21 protein-coding genes are annotated in these 18,561 nt (G+C 73.9%); 7 read left to right on the top strand and 14 right to left on the bottom strand.

The window, feature by feature from the left end; genetic code table 11:
* The first annotated feature begins 84 nt into the window (after nucleotides 1-84).
* Nucleotides 85-1,002, top strand: coding sequence for a hypothetical protein (locus O7626_RS37765; protein WP_278065720.1), 918 nt, complete (start codon nucleotides 85-87; stop codon nucleotides 1,000-1,002).
* Nucleotides 1,003-1,187: 185 nt separating this feature from the next.
* Here the strand turns inward: O7626_RS37765 and O7626_RS37760 are convergent, their stop codons facing one another.
* Nucleotides 1,188-1,712 (bottom strand): YbjN domain-containing protein, encoded by a 525-nt coding sequence (locus O7626_RS37760; protein WP_278065719.1) that lies wholly within the window; start codon nucleotides 1,710-1,712, stop codon nucleotides 1,188-1,190.
* Nucleotides 1,713-1,837: 125 nt separating this feature from the next.
* Nucleotides 1,838-3,211, bottom strand: a complete 1,374-nt coding sequence (mshA, locus tag O7626_RS37755; protein ID WP_278065718.1) for a D-inositol-3-phosphate glycosyltransferase — start codon at nucleotides 3,209-3,211, stop codon at nucleotides 1,838-1,840.
* Nucleotides 3,212-3,397: 186 nt separating this feature from the next.
* On the opposite strand from mshA, the gene O7626_RS37750 reads away from it, so the two are divergent.
* Together O7626_RS37750 and O7626_RS37745 are read left to right on the top strand one after the other, a co-directional pair.
* Entirely contained in the window at nucleotides 3,398-4,177 is a 780-nt protein-coding gene (locus tag O7626_RS37750; protein WP_278065717.1) for an SDR family oxidoreductase, read from the top strand.
* A 130-nt stretch (nucleotides 4,178-4,307) separates the two neighbouring features.
* Nucleotides 4,308-5,102 carry a class I SAM-dependent methyltransferase gene (locus O7626_RS37745; RefSeq protein WP_278065716.1) on the top strand — a complete coding sequence of 265 codons (795 nt, stop codon included), beginning with the start codon at nucleotides 4,308-4,310 and terminating at the stop codon, nucleotides 5,100-5,102.
* Nucleotides 5,103-5,149: 47 nt separating this feature from the next.
* On the opposite strand, the gene O7626_RS37740 is transcribed toward O7626_RS37745, so the two are convergent.
* Complete coding sequence (locus O7626_RS37740) at nucleotides 5,150-6,238, bottom strand: UDP-N-acetylmuramate dehydrogenase (protein ID WP_278065715.1); 1,089 nt, start codon at nucleotides 6,236-6,238, stop codon at nucleotides 5,150-5,152.
* 64 nt (nucleotides 6,239-6,302) lie between these two features.
* Here O7626_RS37740 and O7626_RS37735 point away from each other — a divergent pair, with 64 nt between their 5' ends.
* Together O7626_RS37735 and O7626_RS37730 are read left to right on the top strand one after the other, a co-directional pair.
* Nucleotides 6,303-7,064, top strand: coding sequence for a maleylpyruvate isomerase family mycothiol-dependent enzyme (locus O7626_RS37735; protein ID WP_278065714.1), 762 nt, complete (start codon nucleotides 6,303-6,305; stop codon nucleotides 7,062-7,064).
* A gap of 128 nt (nucleotides 7,065-7,192) precedes the next feature.
* Nucleotides 7,193-8,209 (top strand): LacI family DNA-binding transcriptional regulator, encoded by a 1,017-nt coding sequence (locus tag O7626_RS37730; protein WP_278065713.1) that lies wholly within the window; start codon nucleotides 7,193-7,195, stop codon nucleotides 8,207-8,209.
* A gap of 58 nt (nucleotides 8,210-8,267) precedes the next feature.
* Here O7626_RS37730 and O7626_RS37725 read toward each other — a convergent pair whose 3' ends face one another.
* The gene (locus O7626_RS37725) at nucleotides 8,268-8,801 is read right to left on the bottom strand and encodes an O-acetyl-ADP-ribose deacetylase (RefSeq protein ID WP_278065712.1); all 534 of its coding nucleotides are present in this window, start codon (nucleotides 8,799-8,801) and stop codon (nucleotides 8,268-8,270) included.
* Nucleotides 8,801-9,640, bottom strand: coding sequence for an EI24 domain-containing protein (locus O7626_RS37720; RefSeq protein ID WP_278066499.1), 840 nt, complete (start codon nucleotides 9,638-9,640; stop codon nucleotides 8,801-8,803). Before O7626_RS37720 ends, O7626_RS37725 begins: the two co-directional genes overlap by 1 nt.
* Before the next feature lie 75 nt (nucleotides 9,641-9,715).
* Between O7626_RS37720 and O7626_RS37715 the strand changes: the two genes are divergently transcribed.
* Nucleotides 9,716-10,702 carry a YafY family protein gene (locus tag O7626_RS37715; RefSeq protein ID WP_278065711.1) on the top strand — a complete coding sequence of 329 codons (987 nt, stop codon included), beginning with the start codon at nucleotides 9,716-9,718 and terminating at the stop codon, nucleotides 10,700-10,702.
* A gap of 16 nt (nucleotides 10,703-10,718) precedes the next feature.
* Here the strand turns inward: O7626_RS37715 and O7626_RS37710 are convergent, their stop codons facing one another.
* Nucleotides 10,719-11,633, bottom strand: a complete 915-nt coding sequence (locus O7626_RS37710; protein ID WP_278065710.1) for an SDR family oxidoreductase — start codon at nucleotides 11,631-11,633, stop codon at nucleotides 10,719-10,721.
* A complete protein-coding gene (locus tag O7626_RS37705; protein ID WP_278065709.1) occupies nucleotides 11,630-12,040 on the bottom strand; it encodes a helix-turn-helix domain-containing protein in 411 nt (136 codons plus the stop codon). Before O7626_RS37705 ends, O7626_RS37710 begins: the two co-directional genes overlap by 4 nt.
* Nucleotides 12,041-12,110: 70 nt before the next feature.
* On the opposite strand from O7626_RS37705, the gene O7626_RS37700 reads away from it, so the two are divergent.
* Nucleotides 12,111-12,977 carry a nitronate monooxygenase gene (locus tag O7626_RS37700; RefSeq protein ID WP_278065708.1) on the top strand — a complete coding sequence of 289 codons (867 nt, stop codon included), beginning with the start codon at nucleotides 12,111-12,113 and terminating at the stop codon, nucleotides 12,975-12,977.
* Here the strand turns inward: O7626_RS37700 and O7626_RS37695 are convergent.
* The 7 genes from O7626_RS37695 to O7626_RS37665 all read right to left on the bottom strand — a co-directional run bounded on the left by O7626_RS37695 (nucleotide 12,970) and on the right by O7626_RS37665 (nucleotide 18,553).
* Nucleotides 12,970-13,707, bottom strand: coding sequence for an alanyl-tRNA editing protein (locus O7626_RS37695; RefSeq protein ID WP_278065707.1), 738 nt, complete (start codon nucleotides 13,705-13,707; stop codon nucleotides 12,970-12,972). The genes O7626_RS37700 and O7626_RS37695 overlap by 8 nt on opposite strands.
* 267 nt (nucleotides 13,708-13,974) lie before the next feature.
* A complete protein-coding gene (locus tag O7626_RS37690) occupies nucleotides 13,975-14,862 on the bottom strand; it encodes an alpha/beta hydrolase (protein ID WP_278065706.1) in 888 nt (295 codons plus the stop codon).
* Nucleotides 14,859-15,173 carry a DUF2516 family protein gene (locus tag O7626_RS37685; protein ID WP_278065705.1) on the bottom strand — a complete coding sequence of 105 codons (315 nt, stop codon included), beginning with the start codon at nucleotides 15,171-15,173 and terminating at the stop codon, nucleotides 14,859-14,861. The genes O7626_RS37690 and O7626_RS37685 overlap by 4 nt, the downstream gene beginning before the upstream one ends.
* 136 nt (nucleotides 15,174-15,309) lie before the next feature.
* Complete coding sequence (locus O7626_RS37680; protein ID WP_278066498.1) at nucleotides 15,310-15,960, bottom strand: hypothetical protein; 651 nt, start codon at nucleotides 15,958-15,960, stop codon at nucleotides 15,310-15,312.
* Nucleotides 15,954-16,580 (bottom strand): helix-turn-helix transcriptional regulator, encoded by a 627-nt coding sequence (locus tag O7626_RS41660; protein WP_347404835.1) that lies wholly within the window; start codon nucleotides 16,578-16,580, stop codon nucleotides 15,954-15,956. The genes O7626_RS37680 and O7626_RS41660 overlap by 7 nt, the downstream gene beginning before the upstream one ends.
* Before the next feature lie 127 nt (nucleotides 16,581-16,707).
* Nucleotides 16,708-17,670 (bottom strand): asparaginase, encoded by a 963-nt coding sequence (locus O7626_RS37670; protein ID WP_278065704.1) that lies wholly within the window; start codon nucleotides 17,668-17,670, stop codon nucleotides 16,708-16,710.
* 46 nt (nucleotides 17,671-17,716) lie between these two features.
* Nucleotides 17,717-18,553, bottom strand: a complete 837-nt coding sequence (locus tag O7626_RS37665) for a 3-keto-5-aminohexanoate cleavage protein (protein WP_278065703.1) — start codon at nucleotides 18,551-18,553, stop codon at nucleotides 17,717-17,719.
* Nucleotides 18,554-18,561 lie beyond the last annotated feature (8 nt).

The following is an 18,561-nucleotide window of genomic DNA, read 5'->3' as shown; positions in this document are numbered from 1 at the left end:
TGGGGTGAGGCGATCGGTTGGGCGTACTTCAGCGACCGGGACTGACCAGCACCGTTCGACGAGGTCGAGGACGAGGTCGACGGCTTGCCCTGGGCCGGCGTGGTGGCCGCCTTCCGGGCGCCGGTCGTCTTCCGGGCACCGGTCGTCTTGCTCGCCCCGGTCGTCCTGCTGGACCCGGTCGTCCTGCGGGCGGCGGTGCCGCTCTTCGCGGCGGTCGTAGCCTTCCGGGCGCCGGTGGCCTTCCGGGCGCCGGTGGCCTTCCGGGCGCCGGTGGCCTTGCCGGGGCCGGTCGCCTTGCCGGGACCGGTGGCCCGGGCGCCGGTCGCCTTGCCGGCCGGTGCGGTCTTCCGGGCAGCGGTCGTCGCCTTGCCGGCCGGTGCCTTCCGGGCGCCGGTCGTGGCCCGCGCGGAGGTCACCGCCCTGCCGGCCGGCGCCTTCCGGGCCGCGGCCACCGTCTTGCGGGCAGGTGCCTTCTTGGCTGCGGTCTTCCGGGCCGGCGCCTTCTTCGCCGTCGACTTCCGGGCCGGCGCCTTCTTCGCCGTCGACTTCCGGGCCGGCGCCTTCTTCGCCGTCGACTTCCGGGCAGGTGCCTTCTTCGCGGCGGCCCGGCTGGCCGGCGCCTTCTTCGCGGTCGCCCGTGCGGTGGTGCTCTTCCGGGCCGGCGCCTTCTTCGCCGCGACCGTACGCGACGGCGCCTTCTTCGCCGTGCTCCGCTTGGCCGGCGCCTTCTTCGCACTCGCCCGCTTGCTCGGCGCCGCCGCGCTGGCCTTCCGGCCGGTCGCGCCGCCCCGACTCTCCGCCTTCAGCGTCCGGATCAGGCTCTTCACCAGGTCCATCTTGCGGAGTGCGGAAATGCCCGAAATGCCGCGTTTCTTGAGCTGCCTCCGGATGTCGTCGGCCTTCATCATGCTGATCTTGCGCTCGTCGACGTCACCCGAACCGCCGCTGGATCGGCGCCTCGTCGCGGTCGAGGTCGCGCCGCGACCGGAACTGTTCCGCTGAGCCATGAGATCCTCACGCTCCCTCTGACGGTGAACCTTCGCCAACCTCCCCTCGCGGTCGTGGTCCACTGCGGGTGGAAGTCGGGACGGCTGCCCCGTACTCCCAGGTTGTGAAAGGTTCGCATCTGACCTCGGCAGGCGGCGCGGCCATCGCCACATCCTGGTGCCGCCGCCGGGGCATACCCGTCAGGGGCGGTCCAAACCCGAGTTTTCCGTCGCCGACCGCTCGAAGAGGTGCGCGAACGCGCGCAGGTTCGCCAACGACTCGCCCCGGCTGACCCGCCACTCCCACTCCCGGCGGATCGCGGAACCGAAGCCGATCTCCAGCATGGTGTCGAACGACTCGTCCGCGTAGGTGAGCACCGAGCCGAAGAGCCGGTCCAGCTCGTCCTCGGTCACCCCGGCCAGCCCCACCCGGCCGGTCAGGTAGACGTCGCCGACCGCGTCGACGGAGAACGCCACCCCGTACATCCGGGCGTTGCGCTGCAACAGCCAGGTGAAAAGTTCCTCGCGGCGCTCGTCCGGCTGGCGCATCACGAACGCCTCGATCCGCAGCGAGTGTTCCCCGACGATCAGGTTGCAGAGCGTCTTGAGCTTGTGCGTGCCGGGCAGCGTGACCGCGTACGAGTATTCGCCCGTCGGCTCGCAGGTCAGTTCCCGGTCGGCACAGACCGCCTCGATCAGCCGACCCAGCTCCGCCCGAGACCTCATCGCCCCGCCCACCTCTCCGACCCGCCCGTTCCGCCGATCCGACCCGCCCGCACTTCGCCGATCCGACCCGCCGCCCGCTTCGCCGTCCTGACCCGCTTCGCCGTCCCGCCCCGGCCTTCGTTCGTTCAGCAGGTCGCCAGCGGAAGGGTCGCCGTGCCGTCCGCCAGCTCGGAGGCGAGCCGGTCGCGGTACTCCGCCACCGCCTCACGGTAGACCCCGAGCAGCCCGCCGGCAGTACGCGCCCAGGAGAAGGCACGGGCGTGCTCGACCGCGCCCCGGGACAACTCGGCCCGCCGCCCGGGTGCCGCCAGCAGGCCGCCGAGCACCCGGGCCCAGTCGCGCGGGTGGTGCCCGTCGACGAGTACGCCGCTGCTGCCGTCCCGGACGGCGGTGACCAGCCCGCCGACCGCGGCGGCGACGACCGGAGTACCGCAGGCCTGGGCCTCCAGGGCGACCAGCCCGAACGACTCGTTGTGCGACGGCACCGCCACCAGGTCGGCGGCCCGGTAGAGCGCCGGCAGGTCGTCACCGGTCTGCGGTGGCAGGAAGCGCACCGCGTGCCCGACGCCGAGGCTGGCGGCCAGCTCGATCAGCGAGGTGGGCCAGTCCAGTCCGCTGCCGCTCGGCCCGCCCGCGATCACCACGGTTACCTTCTCGGCGAGCCGGGGCTGCCGGCTCCACAGCTCGGCGAGCGCGTGCACCAGCACGTCCGGCGCCTTCAACGGCTGGATCCGGCCGACGAAGGCGACGACCAGGCCCCGCTCGGGCAGCCCCAACCGTCGCCGCGCGGCGAGCCGGGTCGGCTCCGCCCGGCCGACCGGCGGCGGGGTGAAGCGGTCCAGGTCGACGCCGGGCCGGACCACCTCGACCCGTTCCGGGTCGGCGTCGTACCGGGAGATCAGGTCCCGGGCCTCGACCGTGGTGTTCGCGACCAGCCTGTCGGCCTCGGCCACCACCTGCTCCTCGCCGATCACCCGCGCCTTCGGCTCGGGCCGGTCGCCCTCGGCGAGCCGGGCGTTCTTCACCTTGGCCAGGGTGTGCGCGGTGTGCACCAGCGGCACCCCCCAGCGCTCCTTGGCCAGCCAGCCGACCTGACCGGAGAGCCAGTAGTGCGAGTGGATGAGGTCGTAGAAGCCGGGCGGCCGGGCGGCCTCGGCCCGGAGCACACCGGCGGTGAAGGCGCAGAGCTGGCCCGGCAGCTCCTCCTTGGCCAGCCCTTCGAACGGGCCGGACGTCACGTGCCGGACCGTGACCCCCGGGGCCATCTCGACCACCGGCGGCAGGTCGCTGGAGGTGGCCCGGGTGAAGATCTCGACCTCGACGCCGGCCTCGGCCAGCCGCCGGGAGATCTCGACGACGTAGACGTTCATCCCCCCGGCGTCACCGGTGCCGGGTTGGTGCAGCGGTGAGGTGTGCACGGAGAGTGTGGCGATCCGTCGCGGAGTCGGCCACGGCTGGATACCTCGTTGCCGGGCCACCCCGGTGTGCAGTTCCGCCACGTCCGCTCCTTCTCTCAACGTGTTACGCCGTCCCGCACAACCGGGTCACATCACAGGACAACCACCTTGGTGCGTGTCATCTTCCCCATCGGGCGGTCCGCAATCGCCGGGACGCCGCAAGGAGGTGACCGACCTCATCCCGGCCCACCTCCACGCTCCCGGCACGGCTTGGGCCAGAATGTCCCGATGACCCCTGTCGCGATCGTCACCGGGGCGTCCAGCGGGATCGGTGCCGCCACGGCCCGCCGGCTGGCCGCCGAGGGCTTCTCCGTGCTCGCCGCCGCCCGCCGGGCCGACCGGCTGGACGCCCTGGTCGAGCAGATCCGCCGGGCCGGCGGCGCCGCCACCGCCCAGACCTGCGACGTCACCTCGGACGAGTCGGTCGCGGAGCTGGCCGCCGCGGCCGGCCGGCTCGGCGGGCCGGTCACCCTGCTGGTGAACAACGCCGGTGGCGCACGCGGCCTGGACCCGGTCGAGTCCGGCTCGGTCGCCGACTGGCAGTGGATGTACGACGTCAACGTGCTCGGCACGCTGCGGGTCACCCAGGCGCTGCTGCCCGCGCTGGAATCCTCCGGCGCCGGCACGGTGGTGGTGCTCAGCTCCACCGCCGGCCTGATCGTCTACGAGGGCGGCGGCGGCTACGCGGCGGCGAAGCACGCCCAGACGGCGCTGGCCGAGACGCTGCGGCTGGAACTCTGTGGACGGCCGGTCCGGGTGGTCGAGATCGACCCGGGGATGGTGAAGACCGAGGAGTTCGGGCTGGTCCGCTTCGACGGGGACGCCGGGCGGGCGGCGGCGGTCTACGCCGGGGTGGCCGAGCCGCTGGTCGCCGACGACGTGGCCGACTGCATCGCCTGGTGCGCCACCCGACCGCAGCACGTCAACGTGGACCGGCTGGTGGTCCGGCCGCTGGCCCAGGCGGCCCAGCACAAGGTGCACCGGGTCGGGACCGACCCCGGGCGGTGATCCGGAAATGCCACCGCGGCCTCCGGCACGGGACGGGACAGCGCTTCCGGGCCGAGACGCGGCGGAGCGTCCGACGCGGGACGGAACCGGTCGGGCACGGCGGGACGCGGCGGAGCGTCCGGTCGGGGCGGTGACCCGGGGGACCACCAATCCCAACCGGCTGCGCCGGGTGGACAACTGGATCGCGGCCACCTGCGCCGACCTGCTCCGGGACGCCGCCGACCCGCTGGTGGTGGACCTCGGCTACGGGGCCAGCCCGGTCACCGTGGTCGAACTGCGGGCCCGGCTGGCCGCCGCCGTCCGGCCGGACGTCCGGGTGGTCGGCCTGGAGATCGATCCGGTACGGGTGGCCGCCGCCGAACCCGCCGCCGACCCGCCGGGGTTGACCTTCGAACGGGGCGGCTTCGAGCTGGCCGGGCTCCGCCCGGTGCTGGTCCGGGCGTTCAACGTGCTGCGGCAGTACGCCGAGCCGGAGGTGGTGCCGGCCTGGCGGCGGATGACCGGAGCGCTGCGACCGGGTGGCGTACTCGTCGAGGGGACCTGCGACGAGCTGGGCCGGCTGGCCGGCTGGCTGCTCGTCGACGCCACCGGCCCGCGCTCGCTGACCCTGGCCGCCCGACTCTCCACACTCGACAGTCCAGCCACCCTGGCCGAGCGGCTGCCGAAGGCGCTGATCCACCACAACGTGCCGGGGACCGGCGTACACGGGCTGTTCCTGGCGCTGGAGCAGGGGTGGCGGGACGCGGCCCCGTACGCCACGTTCGGCCCCCGGCAGCGCTGGCGGCGTACGGTCGAGGCGGTCCGGGCCGCCGGCTGGCCGGTACTGGACCGGCCGGCCCGGTGGCGGCTCGGCGAGGTGACCGTGGCCTGGTCGGCGGTGGCCCCGCCGGACCCCGCAGCCCCGGAAGCGGCCCGCCAGCCCTGACCGGGAACACAACCGAACCGGCTCAGCGGGCGCGGCCGGTCCGCGGCTCAGAGGGCGCAGTTGACCAGTACCGGCTCCGGGTGCAGGGTGGCGCCGAACCGGTCGTGCACCCCGTCCCGGATCTCCCGGGCGAGCGCCAGCAGTGCCCCGGTCGAGCCGCCGTCCCGGTTGGTCAGCGCCAGGGTGTGCTTCGACGAGATGGCCACCCCGCCCGGCCCCTGGTAGCCCTTCGGGAAGCCGGCCTTGTCGATCAGCCAGGCGGCGCTGACCTTGACCGTGCCGCCCGCACCGGGCCAGGACGGCGGTTCGCCGAGCCCGTCGGCCCGCTCCCGCAACGCCTGGTACGCCCCGGCGTCCAGCACCGGGTTGGTGAAGAACGAACCGACCGAGCGGGTGTCCGGGTCGGCCGGGTCCAGCACCATGCCCTTGCCGGCGCGCAGTGCGCGTACCGCCGCCCGGGCGTCGACCAGCGGCACCCGGTCACCGACCTCCACCCCGAGTGTCCGGGCCAGCTCGGCGTAGCGCACCGGGGCGGAGAGCGTCGAGCGGAGCAGCCGGAAGTCGACGGTGAGCACCGTCCAGCGGTCGTTGTACTTGAAGACGCTCGACCGGTAGCCGAAGGCGCACTCGGCCGCGCTCATCCGGGTCACCTTCCCGGTCAGCCGGTCGTACGCCTCGACCCCGGTGACCGTCTCCGCCACCTCCTGCCCGTACGCCCCGACGTTCTGGATCGGGGTGGCGCCGGCCGACCCGGGGATGCCGGAGAGGCACTCGACCCCCGACCAGCCGGCCTCGACGGTCGCCGCCACCAGGTCGTCCCAGGGCTCGCCGGCCGCCACCCGGATGGTGACCGCCGTCTCGTCCCCGCCGACCACCTCGAAGCCCCGGGACCGGACCAGCAGCACCGTGCCGGGGAAGCCCTCGTCCGCCACCACCACGTTGCTGCCGCCGGCCAGCACCAGCACCGGCTCGTCCCGCGACTCCGCCTCGCGGAGTTTTCCCGGTATGTCATCCGTTCGGGTCGCGGTGACCAGTCGCCGGGGCGCACCGCCGAGCCGCAGGGTGGTAAACCCGGCCAATCGTGTGGGATCGGCTGCGTCGGCGTCGGTTATCGGGCGGGCGTTAACGTCTGGCACACCATTCACCCTAGGCTGAGAGGTAGCCCGGCCGGTGGCGGCCCGGTCGCACGGGAGGATCGTCATGACCAGACTGCACGGCACCAAGGACTTCTGGCTCGGGGCACTCCGCGCCGAGGGGCCCACCTTCGGCGCCGCGGTCGCCGAGGCGCCGCTCGACATCCGGGTGCCGTCCTGTCCCGAGTGGACCATGATCGATCTGGTGCACCATCTCGGCTCGGTCTACGCCCGGGCCCGTGGGATCGTCAGCCGGGGCAACACCGAGCGGGCCGACCCGCTCACCGTGCCGGCGGGGCTGCCCAGCGGGCCGGCCGCGGTGCAGTGGTGGCGGCAGGAGTTCGACCAGCTGATGACGGTGCTGGACCGGGTCGACCCGGAGGCGCCGGCGTGGAACTACGCGCCCCAGCCGAAGCGGGCCGGGTTCTGGCACCGCCGGATGGCCCAGGAGACCGCGGTGCACCGCTGGGACGCGCAGATGGCGGTCGCCGCCGGCGAGCCGATCGAGGCCAAGCTCGCCGCGGACGGGGTCGGCGAGGTGCTGGACACCCATCTGCCGGCCGGCCGGCGCGCCTCCGAAGAGCCGTTCCACGGGGTCGTCCACCTGATCGCGACCGATGCCGGCCAGGAGTGGTATCTCCGGCTGCGCGGCGTCGGCGTCGCCCTGCTGGACACCGACACGATCCTGGACAGCGACGACCACCACGCCCGGGCGCAGATCTCGGGTACGGCCAGCGACCTGCTGCTGGCTCTCTGGGGCCGGCTCGGCTTCGACGCCCTCGACAGCGCCGGTGACGCCCGGCTGCTGGAGGGGCTTCGGGTCGGCTGAGCCGGAGCCGGGGGCACCCGGCACCGTCCCGGTGTACGGGGTTCCCCGGCCGGTACCCGCCGAACGGGCTTGTTGACCTTCGGGCGCGCGTGGAACCATTTCCCCGGCGGCTGAGCTGAGGAGCGGAGATGGCGGTGACCCGCGCGCGGCCCACGCTGGAGGCGGTGGCTCAACGGGCCGGGGTGTCCCGGGCCACCGTGTCCCGGGTGGTGAACGGCTCGACCACTGTCGCCGAGCCGATCCAACAGGCGGTCCGGCGGGCGGTCAGCGAGCTGGGCTACGTGCCCAACCTCGCGGCGCGCAGCCTGGTCACCCAGCAGACCGACTCGGTGGCGTTGATCCTGCCGGAGGCATCCACCCGGGTCTTCTCCGACGACCAGGTCTTCCCCAAGATCATCCTGGGGGTCAGCCGGGAGCTGGAGGCCGCCGGCAAGCAGCTCGTGCTGACCCTGGCCGAGTCGGCGGCCAGCCACGAGCGGGTCGGCCGCTTCGCGATGGGCGGGCACGTGGACGGGGTACTCTTCGCCTCGCTGCACGGCGCCGACCCGCTGCCCGGCGCGCTCGCCGAGGCCGGCCTGCCGGTGGTGTGCAGCGGCCGCCCGCTCGCCGACTCCCCGGTCCCGGTGCCGTACGTCGACGTCGACCACGTCGCCGGGGTGCGCGGGGCGGTCCGGCACCTGCTCCGCTCGGGACGGCAACGGATCGGCACCATCGCCGGCCCGCAGGACATGGTGGCCGGGATCGACCGGCTCGCCGGCTACCGGGCCGAGATCCGGGACGCCGGACGCCGGCCGATCGAGGCGTTCGGGGACTTCACCCGGGAGTCGGGTGCGGTCGCGATGCGGCAGCTGCTGGCCCTGGAGCCGGAGCTGGACGCGATATTCGTCGCCTCCGACCTAATGGCACACGGCGCCCTGCGTACGCTGCGCGAGGCGGGTCGCCGGGTGCCGGAGGACGTGGCGGTGATCGGCTTCGACGACATCGAGCTGGCCGGCTACACGGACCCGCCGCTGAGCACCGTACGGCAGCCGATCCAGGATCTCGGCCGGACGATGACCCGGCAACTGCTCCGGCTGGCCGCCGGGGAGCGGATCGAGCCGACCGTGCTGCTGCCGACCGAACTGGTGCTGCGCGCCTCCACCTGACTGGGCGTGGGCGTCCAGCTCTGAGCGGGCGCGGGCGTCCACCGCCCCGCCGTCGCGGTCAGTTCGGCGGTGGCTGGTCGAATTCTCGGCGTACCCGGTGGGCGGTTTCGGCGGTGGTGGCGTCGAAGAGCACCAGCCGGACGGTGCGCACGCTGGTCGGGCGGGCGGCGGTCAGCGCGGTGAACGCCTGCCGGAGGGCGTCCTCGACCGGCCACCGGTAGATGCCGGACGAGATCAGCGGGAACGCCACCGAGGTCGCGCCCAGGTTGTCGGCGACGGCCAGGCTGTTGGTGTAGCACCTGCGCAGCAGTGCCGACCGGTCGTCCCCGGTCGAGAAGACCGGGCCGACGGTGTGCACCACCCAGCGGGCCGGCAGGTTGCCGGCGGTGGTCGACACCGCCGCCCCGGTCGGCAGGCCGCGCCCGTAGTGGGAGGCCCGCAGCGCCCGGCACTCGGCGAGGATGGCCGGGCCGCCCCGGCGGTGGATGGCGCCGTCCACCCCGCCCCCGCCGAGCAGCGACGAGTTGGCGGCGTTGACGACGACGTCCACCCGCTGCTCGGTGATGTCGCCCTGGACCAGTTCGATTTCCATCAGGCCGTCCCGGGAGAGGCTGTTCCGGTGCTGGTCGCGGGTGCGCGACTGTGCCGGTCGGTGGGCTGGTCCAGCGTCCGGCGGGCCAGCAGGGTGGCGCCGGCCACCGCGGCCGGGGTGAGCAGCACCGCGCCGAGCGGGATCAGGAAGCAGAGGAAGACCGCGACCCCGAAGCCCAGGGTCAGCGGCCGGCGCGCCCGCAGCGCCCGCTGCCGCTGGGCGAGCCGGAGCCCGCGCCGCTGGAACGGCACCCCGACCAGGCCCATCGCCAGGAACCAGCCGCCGACCATCGCGGCGACCACGGGTACGACGAACTGGCCGACCAGCGGCACGAACCCGGCGACGAAGAGCGGTATCCCGAACAGCACCGACCGGCCCAGCAGGCGCGCCGCGTCGGCGATGCTCCGCCGCAGCGAGCGCCAGAAGGACAGCTCCACCTCGTCCGGCACCCCGCCGAAGCGCTCCTCCACCCGTTCGGAGATCTTCTCGTAGAACGGGTCGCCGATCACCAACGTGATCGCGGTGAAGGTGACCACCCCGAGCAGGCCGCCCAGGCCGAGCAGTGCGAAGCCGGCGACCAGCCGGAGGAGTTGGCGCGGCCCGTCGGACCAGTCGTCGGCGAACGGGGTGATCAGCGCGGCCAGCTCGTCGGCGAAGTAGACGAGTGTGCCGAGGCCGGCCAGGTAGAGCGCCCCGGAGATCATCGCGGGCACGATGCCGAGCAGTACCAGCAGCGGGCTGCGGCCGTAGACGGCGAGTCCCCGGAACAGCAGCCCGACACCGGAGCCGAATTCGGAGAGGAACGAGCCGACCCGGCGGCTGCCCGGCTTCACGGGGATGGCGGTCTGCACGACCGGCAAGCCTATCGGTCCGGCGCACCACCGGCATCACGACGATCGGGGCGGCCGGGCAGGATGGTAGGCGTGCGAGCCGCCCGCCTGATCTCCCTGGTCCTGCTGTTGCAGAACCGCGAGTCGATGACCGGCGCCGAACTCGCCCGCGAGCTGGAGGTTTCGGAACGCACGATCTACCGGGACGTACTCGCGCTGGGCGCCGCCGGCATCCCGGTCTACGCCGACCGGGGCCGGACCGGCGGTTACCGGCTGCTCGGCGGCTACCGGACCCGGCTGACCGGGCTGAGCCGGACCGAGGCCGACGCGCTCTTCCTCGCCGGGCTGCCCGGCCCGGTCGGCGAGATGGGGCTGGCCGACGTGGTGGCGACCGCCCGGCTGAAGGTACTCGCCGCGCTGCCCAGCGGGTTGCGGGACGCGTCGACCCGGGTGGAGCGGCGGTTCCACCTCGACGTGCCGGGCTGGTTCCGCAGCACGGACCCGCCCGCCGGGCTCGGCGAGCTGGCCGAGGCGGTGTGGCAGGACCGGACCGTCGAGTTCGGCTACCGCCGGGGCGACCGGGAGTCGACCCGGACCGTCGAGCCGTACGGGCTGGTGTGCAAGGGCGGCGGCTGGTATCTGGTGGCCCGGGTCGGCAGTGGCCACCGCACCTACCGGGTGGACCGGATGACCGGGGTGACCGTGGGCGGGCGGACGTTCACCCGGGACGACTCGTTCGACCTGGCCGGTTACTGGACCCGCCAGGCGGAACGGTTCGTCCGGGAGATCCTGCGCGAGGAGGTCACGATCCGGCTCAGCCCCGCCGGCCGGTACGCGCTGCGTTTCGTCGCCGAGCCGCCCGCCGTACGGGAGGCGGAGGCGAACGTCGGGGAGCCCGACGGGCAGGGTTGGGTGGTCACCCGGCTGCCCGTCGAGTCCCCCGACGTCGCGTACGGCCAACTGCTCAGCCTCGGCCCGGAGGTCGAGGTGCTCCAGCCGCCGGAGCTGCGGGCCCGGCTCGCCTCGGCGGCCCGGCAACTGAGCCGGCTCTACGGGGCCGACCAGCGGTAGGTCGGCCGCCGGCCGGTCAGCGGTAGCCGGTGGCGTCGGCGGGCTTGCCGGTCGCCTCCACCTCCACCATGTACCGCCAGGCGTCCGGCTGGCTGCCGTCGACGTCGGTGAAGCCGTACACCCTGGCGAGCTGGCCGCTGGAGAGCGACTGCCCGGACCAGCGGGCCTTGTCGGGGTCGGCGGCGAGTGCGGCGACCGCCCGGCCGACGAAGACCGGGGTCTCCGAGATGACGAAGTGCGGCTGCTTCTCGATCGCGTCCCGCCAGTTCTCCTCGGTGACGCCGAACTCGTCGAGCATGAACTCCGAGCGCAGCCAGCCCGGAGTGAGCGCGACGGCCGTGCCGCCGTACTCCTTCAGCTCGTGTGCCCAGAGGTAGGCGAGCCGGTTCACCGAGGTCTTCGCCAGGTCGAAGAAGGCCGACAGCCGGTAGTTCTCGTCGTTGTAGTCCTTGGTGCCGTCGCCGACCTCCACCACCAGGCCGCCAGGGTTGCGGATCAGCAGCGGCAGCGCGAAGTGGCTGGTGATCATGTGCGTGTGTACGGCGAGTCGCAGCGTGCGGAAGCCGTCGTCCAGGTCCTGCTCCCAGATCGGCTTGTACCAGCCGATCAGCCGGTCCGCCCCCCAGACGTCGTTGACGAGTACGTCCAGTCGGCCCTGTTCCCGGTCGATCCGGGCCACCAGTTCGCGTACCTGGTCGGGGACGAGGTGGTCGACCTGTACGGCTATCCCGACGCCGCCGGCCTCGGTGACCAGTTCGGCGGTTTCCTCGATGGTCTCCGGCCGGTCGACCTCGGAGCGTTTGTCCCGGGTGCTCCGCCCGGTGGCGTAGACGGTGGCACCGGCGGCTCCGAGCTGCACGGCGATCTGCCGGCCGGCGCCCCGGGTGGCCCCGGCGACGAGCGCGACCTTTCCGGTCAGTTCTGCGGTCATGACCCCGACCCTGGCACCGAATCCTGACAGCCCGCGTCAGAATTTGCAGATGCGGTCGGGACCACCGAGAGTTCCGCCGCCCAGCGCTCGGACCAGCGGACCAGCGGACGCAGCGCCTCGTATGCCCCACGCCCCAGTTCGGTCAGGGCGTACGCACTGTCCGGCCCCTGGCGCACCAGTTCCGCGTCGAGCAGCTCGGCGAGCCGCTGGCGGAGCACGCTGGACGACATCGAGTCGCAGCGCTGCCGCAGCGCCCGGAAGCCGAGCGGCCCGCCGTGCAGCTCCCAGACGACCCGCAGGCTCCACCGCCGCCCGAACAGGTCCAGCGCGGCCATCAGGGGTCGGCCGGTGGCCGAGCCCCGGACCGCTCGGCCCGGTCTCGGTGCGCCTCCGCTCGTCCCGGTCATCGGTGCTCCGCCCTTCCGCCCGCACCGGCGCGGTGGCCGGACCCGGCACCGGCCCTCGGCGCATGCGCTGGTGCTTCGATCGTTCGGGGTCAACCTGGTGCTGGACTTCCCGGTCGCGGCCAACCTCGCGGCCTGCCTGGCCGAGGGCGTACCGGTGGTCTCCACGTTCTGGGGCGACCCGGCAGAGGTACACGGGCCGATCGAGGCCGCAGGGGCGATGCACCTGCACACCGTCGGCTCGGTCGCCGAGGCCCGGCAGGCCGCCGAGGCCGGCGTCGACGTACTGGTGGCACAGGGCTGGGAGGCCGGCGGGCACGTACGCGGCCAGGTGAGCACGATGGCACTGGTCCCGGCGGTGGTGGACGCGGTCCACCCGCTGCCGGTGGTCGCGGCCGGCGGGATCGCCGACGGCCGTGGCCTGGCGGCGGTACTCACCCTCGGCGCCCAGGCCGGCTGGCTCGGCACCCGTTTCGTGGCCGCCACCGAGGCCGGCAGCCACGACGAGTACCGGCGGGCGGTGATGGCCGCCGATCCCGGCGACGCCGTACACACGGGTTGCTTCGACGGCGGCTGGCCGGACGCGCCACACCGGGTGCTGCGCAACGCCACTCTGGACCGCTGGCTGGCCGCCGGCTCGCCAGCCGGCCCGGACCGGCCCGGCGAGGGCGACGTGCTGGCCACCGACGCCGAGGGCCGGCAGCACCTCCGGTACGCCGACATCGTCCCGGTGACCGGGATGACCGGACAGCTGGACGAACTCGCCCGGTACGCGGGCCAGTGCGCCGGCACGGTCCGCGACGTGGCTCCGGCCGCAGCCATCGTCGAGTCTCTGGTCCGGCAGGCGGCAGAGATACTGAACCGGCCCGGCACGAACCCGGCCGGCGCCGACTCGCCCGGCCCCAGTCTGCCCGGCACCGGCTCGCCCCGGATCAGTTGACGAGCCGGACCCGGACCCGCCGGTTGGCCCGGCCCTTGCTCTCCACCTTGACCACCTGGACCTTGCCGATCTGGGCCGTCGAGGCGACGTGCGTGCCGCCGTCGGCCTGCACGTCCAGCCCGACGATGTCGACGATCCGGATCTCCTGCTCGTCGGCGGGAATCAGGTTGGACTGGGTGCGGATGATGTCCGGCAACGCCAGCGCCTCGTCCCGGGGCAGCACCTTGACCGCCACCGCCCGGTCGGCGGTGACCTCGGTGTTGACCAGGTCCTCCAGCCGGGCCTTGAAGTCGGTCGGCACCTCCGGCAGGTTGAAGTCCATCCGTGCCTCGCCCGGTTCCATGTTGCCGCCGGTGACCAGGGCGCCGAAGTCCCGGAACACCACCCCGCAGAGCACGTGCAGCCCGGAGTGGGTACGCATCAGCAGGCTGCGCCGGATGTCCTCCACGGCGCCGGTCACCGCCGTACCGACCGGCGGCAGCGGGTCACCCTCGGCCGGGATCAGGTAGAGGTCGTCGCCCTTGCGGGTGCCGGCGATCCGGGTCTGCACGCCCTGCCAGAGCAGCACCCCGTGGTCCGGCGGCTGGCCGCCGCCGCCCGGATAGAAGGCCGACCGGTCCAGCACGATCCCCTGCTCCGGGTCGGCGGAGAGCACCGTGCACTCCCACTCCCGCAGGGTCGGGTCGACGAGGTCGAGCCGGTGTGTCCGGCCGTGCTGCGAAACGCCCATAGCCCGCCACGTTACCCCGACCGGCGCCCGTCCCGGGGGTACCGGCGTCCGGGGCGACGGTCGCAGGTCGCCGGGCGGGTGCACAGCCGGGGCAGCTCGACAGTCTGCCGACGAGGTGGTGCCACCGGGCCGACGGGGTGGTGACCGAGCCGAGGAGGTGGTGCCACCGGGCCGACGAGGTGGTGCACCGCCCGGCAGCGGAGATGCTGCACCGCCCGGCGACCCGCCCAACCCGGCCGTCGACCACCGCCCGAGCGGGCGGCCGGGTCAGTCGTTGAGGAAGCCGGAGATCCGTTCGCGCAGGTCGGTGCGGTGTGTCCAGAGCAGGCCGGGCCGGTCGTAGACGTGCAGCGTCGCCGCCGGCAGCGCCTCGGCGAGCTGCTCGGCGACCGCGACCGGATGCAGGTCGTCGCCGGCAGAGCCGATCACCAGGGTACGGGCGGTGACCGCCGCCAGCGCCGAGCGCTGCCGGACGGCGGTCTGACCGGCCAGATTCGCCAGCCCGGCGGCGAGACCGTCCCGGGTCAGCTGGTCCACCCGCTGCCGCAGGTAGGCCCAGCCGGCCGGGGTGTTCCGCACCGCCGGTGGCACCTCGAAGGCAACCGCCTCGGCCACCTCGGCGGCGTCGCCACCGCGTACCGCGGCGAGCAGCTCGGTGAGCCGCCGCCGGGCCACCTCCGGACGGGGTTCGTCGAGTACGGCCGGCAGCACGAAGACCGCCCGCTCGAAGCGCTCGGGGCTCTCCCAGAGCAGCCGGCAGAGCGCACCGGCGCCGAGGCTGATCCCGAGTGCCCGGCTGGCGCCACCGAGGTCGGCGACGGCCCGAAGGTCGCGGGCCAGGTCGGCGTAGCTCCACGCGCCCTCGGGCGCCTCCGAGCGGCCGTGCCCACGGAACTGGAAGAAGATCTTGCGCCCGTTCACCGCGCTGCCCAGCGGCCGGGTGGTGGAGATGCCGGTACCGAGCCCGTGCGCGAAGACCGTCACCGGGTCGCCGTCGCCGGTGACCAGCCGCTCCAGCCGTACGCCGTGCGGCGTGGCGACCAGCTCGGTCTCCGGATCGGGCAGTGCCGGCCGGCCGCTGCGCGGCGCGGTCGGCCCCGGGCCGTACGTCCGTGGCCCGCCGTCGGGCGGCGGTGGCCAGCGGAAATCTCTCACCAGAAGCCTTTGCCGTCGGTCAGGTCACGAAGTCCGACCCGGACGTCGAGCAGATAGATCAACGCCGCCGCGATGCCGATCAGCGCGAACAGGTTGAGCGGCCGGTAGAGCAGCAGGGTGAGCACCAGGCAGACGGCCAGGATGGCGACCCAGGCTCCCTTGGGGAGGGTGCCGATCGCCGGGAAGGCGTCGGACCGTTGGGTGACGCAGTGCACGAGCGCGACGCCCTGGATCACGAGGGCGAAGACGATCAGCACCAGGTTGATGATGAAGACGACGTCGTCGAAGAAGAGCGGCGCGGCTGTGCCCATGGCGGAAAGCTTATGCCGGTGACCCCGGGTGCGTGCCACTTGGCGCACCCAGCCGAGGTCACCGGCGACTGACCGAGCCGGCCCGGCGGCCGTTCTCGGTGGCCGCCGGGCCGGCTCGGTCTCGTCGTGCCGGGAACTACTTCTCGGTCGCCGGGCGGGTGCGCTTGGCGGCCGGGCGGGTCGACTTCGCCGCCGGGCGGCGCTTCACCGCCGGGGTGCTCGGGGCCGTGCCGGTGGCCCCGGCCGTACCGGTGGCCTCGGCTGCCGCGGCCGGCTCCTTGACCTGCTCGACGACCTCGGCCGGGGTGGTGCTCAGTGCCGGCTGCCCGGCGGCGGTCACCGCCGGAGCCTCGGTGGCGGCGATGTCCGCGTTCACGGTGTCGGCGGCCTGCACGACACCGGAGCCGACCACCCGCTCACCCCGGGCGACGAGTTCGCCGTAGACGGCCACGGCCCGCTCCTGCGCGGCCTGGGCGCCGGCCACCACCACCGCGGCGTTGCGGATGGTCGCCTCGCGCAGCCGGTCGAGGTCCAGCTCCCCCTTTGCGGCGCGGTGCCGCAGGTTCGCCGCGCCGATGTTGGCGCCACGCAGCGTCAGCACGGCCTTCTCGCGCAGCTCGGCGGTGGTCGTCACGGCCTTCTCCCGCAGCTCGGAGCGGGTCGACTCCTCGCCGAGCCCGGTGACCACGGCGGGCAGCCGGCGCAGCTGCTGGTAGGCGAGTTCGCCGGCACCGGCCACCGCGTAGAGCGGGGCGGGGATCCGGGCGGTTCGGGGCTGGGTCATGATTTCTCCTCCTCGTCAGCGGCCGGGGTCTCCGTCGGAGTCGACGGCGCGGCCTTACCGACCGCCTTGCGGGCGGTCTTCCTCACGGCAGCCGGCGGCGTGGACCGCCCGCCGGGCCGGTTTCCGGTCGGTGGTGCGGCGGCGCCCGCCTCGGTCACCGCCACCGATTCGAGTACGGCCTCCGCCGGCTGCCCGCTGCCGGCCGGGCCGGCGGTTCCGCTGGCAGCGGCGGTTGCCGGGGCGTCGGCGAGATCCGGGTCGGCCGGTACGTCGGCGTGCCGCAGGTTCTCCCGGCGGAACGTCTCGTAGATCTGGCTCAGCGACTGCTTCTGCGACACCGTCAGGTCCGGGTCGGCCGCGATAGCGGCGAGGACGCCCTGCCCCTCGCGGTCGTCGAGCAGCCCGGCCCGCAGGTACATGGCCGGGGTGGAGACCCGCAGGGCGCTGGCCAGCTGCTGGAGTACCTCCGCGCTGGGCTTGCGCAGCCCGCGTTCGATCTGGCTCAGGTAGGGGTTGCTCACCCCGGCCTGCTCGGCCAGCTGCCGCAACGAGATCTTCGCGTTGCGGCGCAGGTCACGGATGAAGCCGCCGATGTCCCGCGGAAGGTCCTTCGGATTGGCCATGTCTCGACGGTAACCAGCTCCGCTTGCTCCTGCAAGCAGAATGCTTGCCAAAGTTAGCAATAGTTACCGGCGTCTCATCCGCACCGGCCGGGGCACCGAGCCGGCCGGGCGCACCGAGCCGACCGCCTCACCAGCGGGCGCGTACCGCCCCGACGATCTCGCCGCCGCCGTGCAGCGGCGACTCGGCCAGCTCGTCGAGGACCGGAGCCTCCACCGACAGCCGGCGCAGCGCCGAGACCAGCACCGGCATCAGGCCCCGCGACGCCCCGTCGTCGATCTTGACGGCCACCGCGCCGACCCCGGGCACCGCCACCGCGACGACGCCCTCCGCGCCGCTCTTGCCGAGCAGCCCGGGAACCCCGGCCATCAGCCGGGTGTCGTACGCCTCCGGGCCGGTGCCGGCGACCATCTCCGGGTACCCGCGCATCGCGTCCGCAACCGTCCGGGCCGGCGAACCCGGCTCGGCCGTGACGAGCCGCAGGTACGCCCGGGCGAGCCCGACCAGCGAGACCGCGAGCAGCGGTGCACCGCAGCCGTCGACCCCGACCGCCGCCGGTGGCTCGCCGGTGAACTCCTCGACCGTGGCGGTGATCCGCTGCTGGAGCGGATGCTCGGGATGCCAGTACCCGGCCACCGGCCAACCGGCGAGCTGGCAGCTGAGCAGCATCCCGACGTGCTTGCCGGAGCAGTTCATGTGCAGCCGGGACGGCCCGCCGCCGGCCCGCAGCAGGGCGTCCCGGGCCGCCCCGGAGATCGGCAGGTCCGGCGGGCAGCGCAGCGCGGACGAATCCAGCCCGGTACGCCGCAACAGCGCACCGACCCGGTCAACGTGCCGGTCCTCGCCGTGGTGGCTGGCACAGGCGACGGCCAGGTCGGCGCCGGTCAGCGGCAGTCCCGCCCGGAGCATCGCGACCGCCTGGAGCGGCTTGTTCGACGACCTGGGGAAGACCGGTCCGCGTACGTCGCCGGCCTCGGCGCGTACCGCACCGGTCGGGTCCAGCAGCACCACGGAACCCCGGTGCACGGACTCCACGAAGCCCGACCGGACCGCCTCCACCAGCGGTACGCCGCCGTCGTAGCTCTCGCCCATGGTCGCGGACGGTACCCATCGGGCCGACGTGACGGCCCGGCGCCCCTCACCGCTGTGCCGCGAGTCCCAACAGCTCACGCGCCTGCGCCGGACTCAGCGGCGGGCGCTGGGCGAGCTGGGCCAGCCCGACCGCGCGGGCCACCAGTTGCATGTTCGACTCCACCGGACGCCCCTTGGCGTAGGTGATGGTGTCCTCCATGCCGACCCGCAGGTGCCCGCCGGCCGAGACCGAGGCGAGCATCACCGGGATGGTGCTCCGGCCGATGCCGGTCGCCGAGAACGTCGTCCCGGCCGGCAGGTCCCGCAGCGCCTGGCAGCAGGCGACCAGCGCCTCGACGCTGCCCGGCATGCCACCGGGCACCCCCATCACGAAGTCGACGTGCACGTGCCCGCCGGCCGGCAGGCCGTACCGGTCGAGCAGCCGGCGCAGCGCGGCCAGGTGGCCGAGGTCGAAGATCTCGTACTCCGGCACGACGCCCCGGTCCTGCATTCGGGTGTGCAGGTCGACGACGAACTCCCAGCGGTTGAGGAAGACGTCGTCGCCGAAGTTGACAGTGCCCATGGTGCAGGAGGCCATCTCCGGGCCGGCGTCGAGCACCGCCAGCCGAGCGGACTCCGGGTCGGTCACCGCACCACCGGTGGAGAGCTGCACGATCAGGTCGGTGCCGTCCCGCAGCGCGGCCACGGTCTCCCGCAGCCGGCCCGGGTCGAGGGTGGGCTCGGCCCGGTCGTCCCGGACGTGCACGTGGATCACCGCCGCCCCGAGCGCCTCGCACTCCTTGGCGGTGAGCAGCAGTTCGTCGAGGGTGACCGGCAGGGCCGGGACCTCCGCCTTCGCCGACTCGGCCCCGGTCGGCGCCACCGTGATCAACGTGCCCGTCATGCCGGGAT

It is taken from the genome of Micromonospora sp. WMMD1102 (assembly GCF_029626265.1).
GTDB lineage: Bacteria > Actinomycetota > Actinomycetes > Mycobacteriales > Micromonosporaceae > Plantactinospora.
This window is presented reverse-complemented; position numbering and strand designations above follow the sequence as displayed.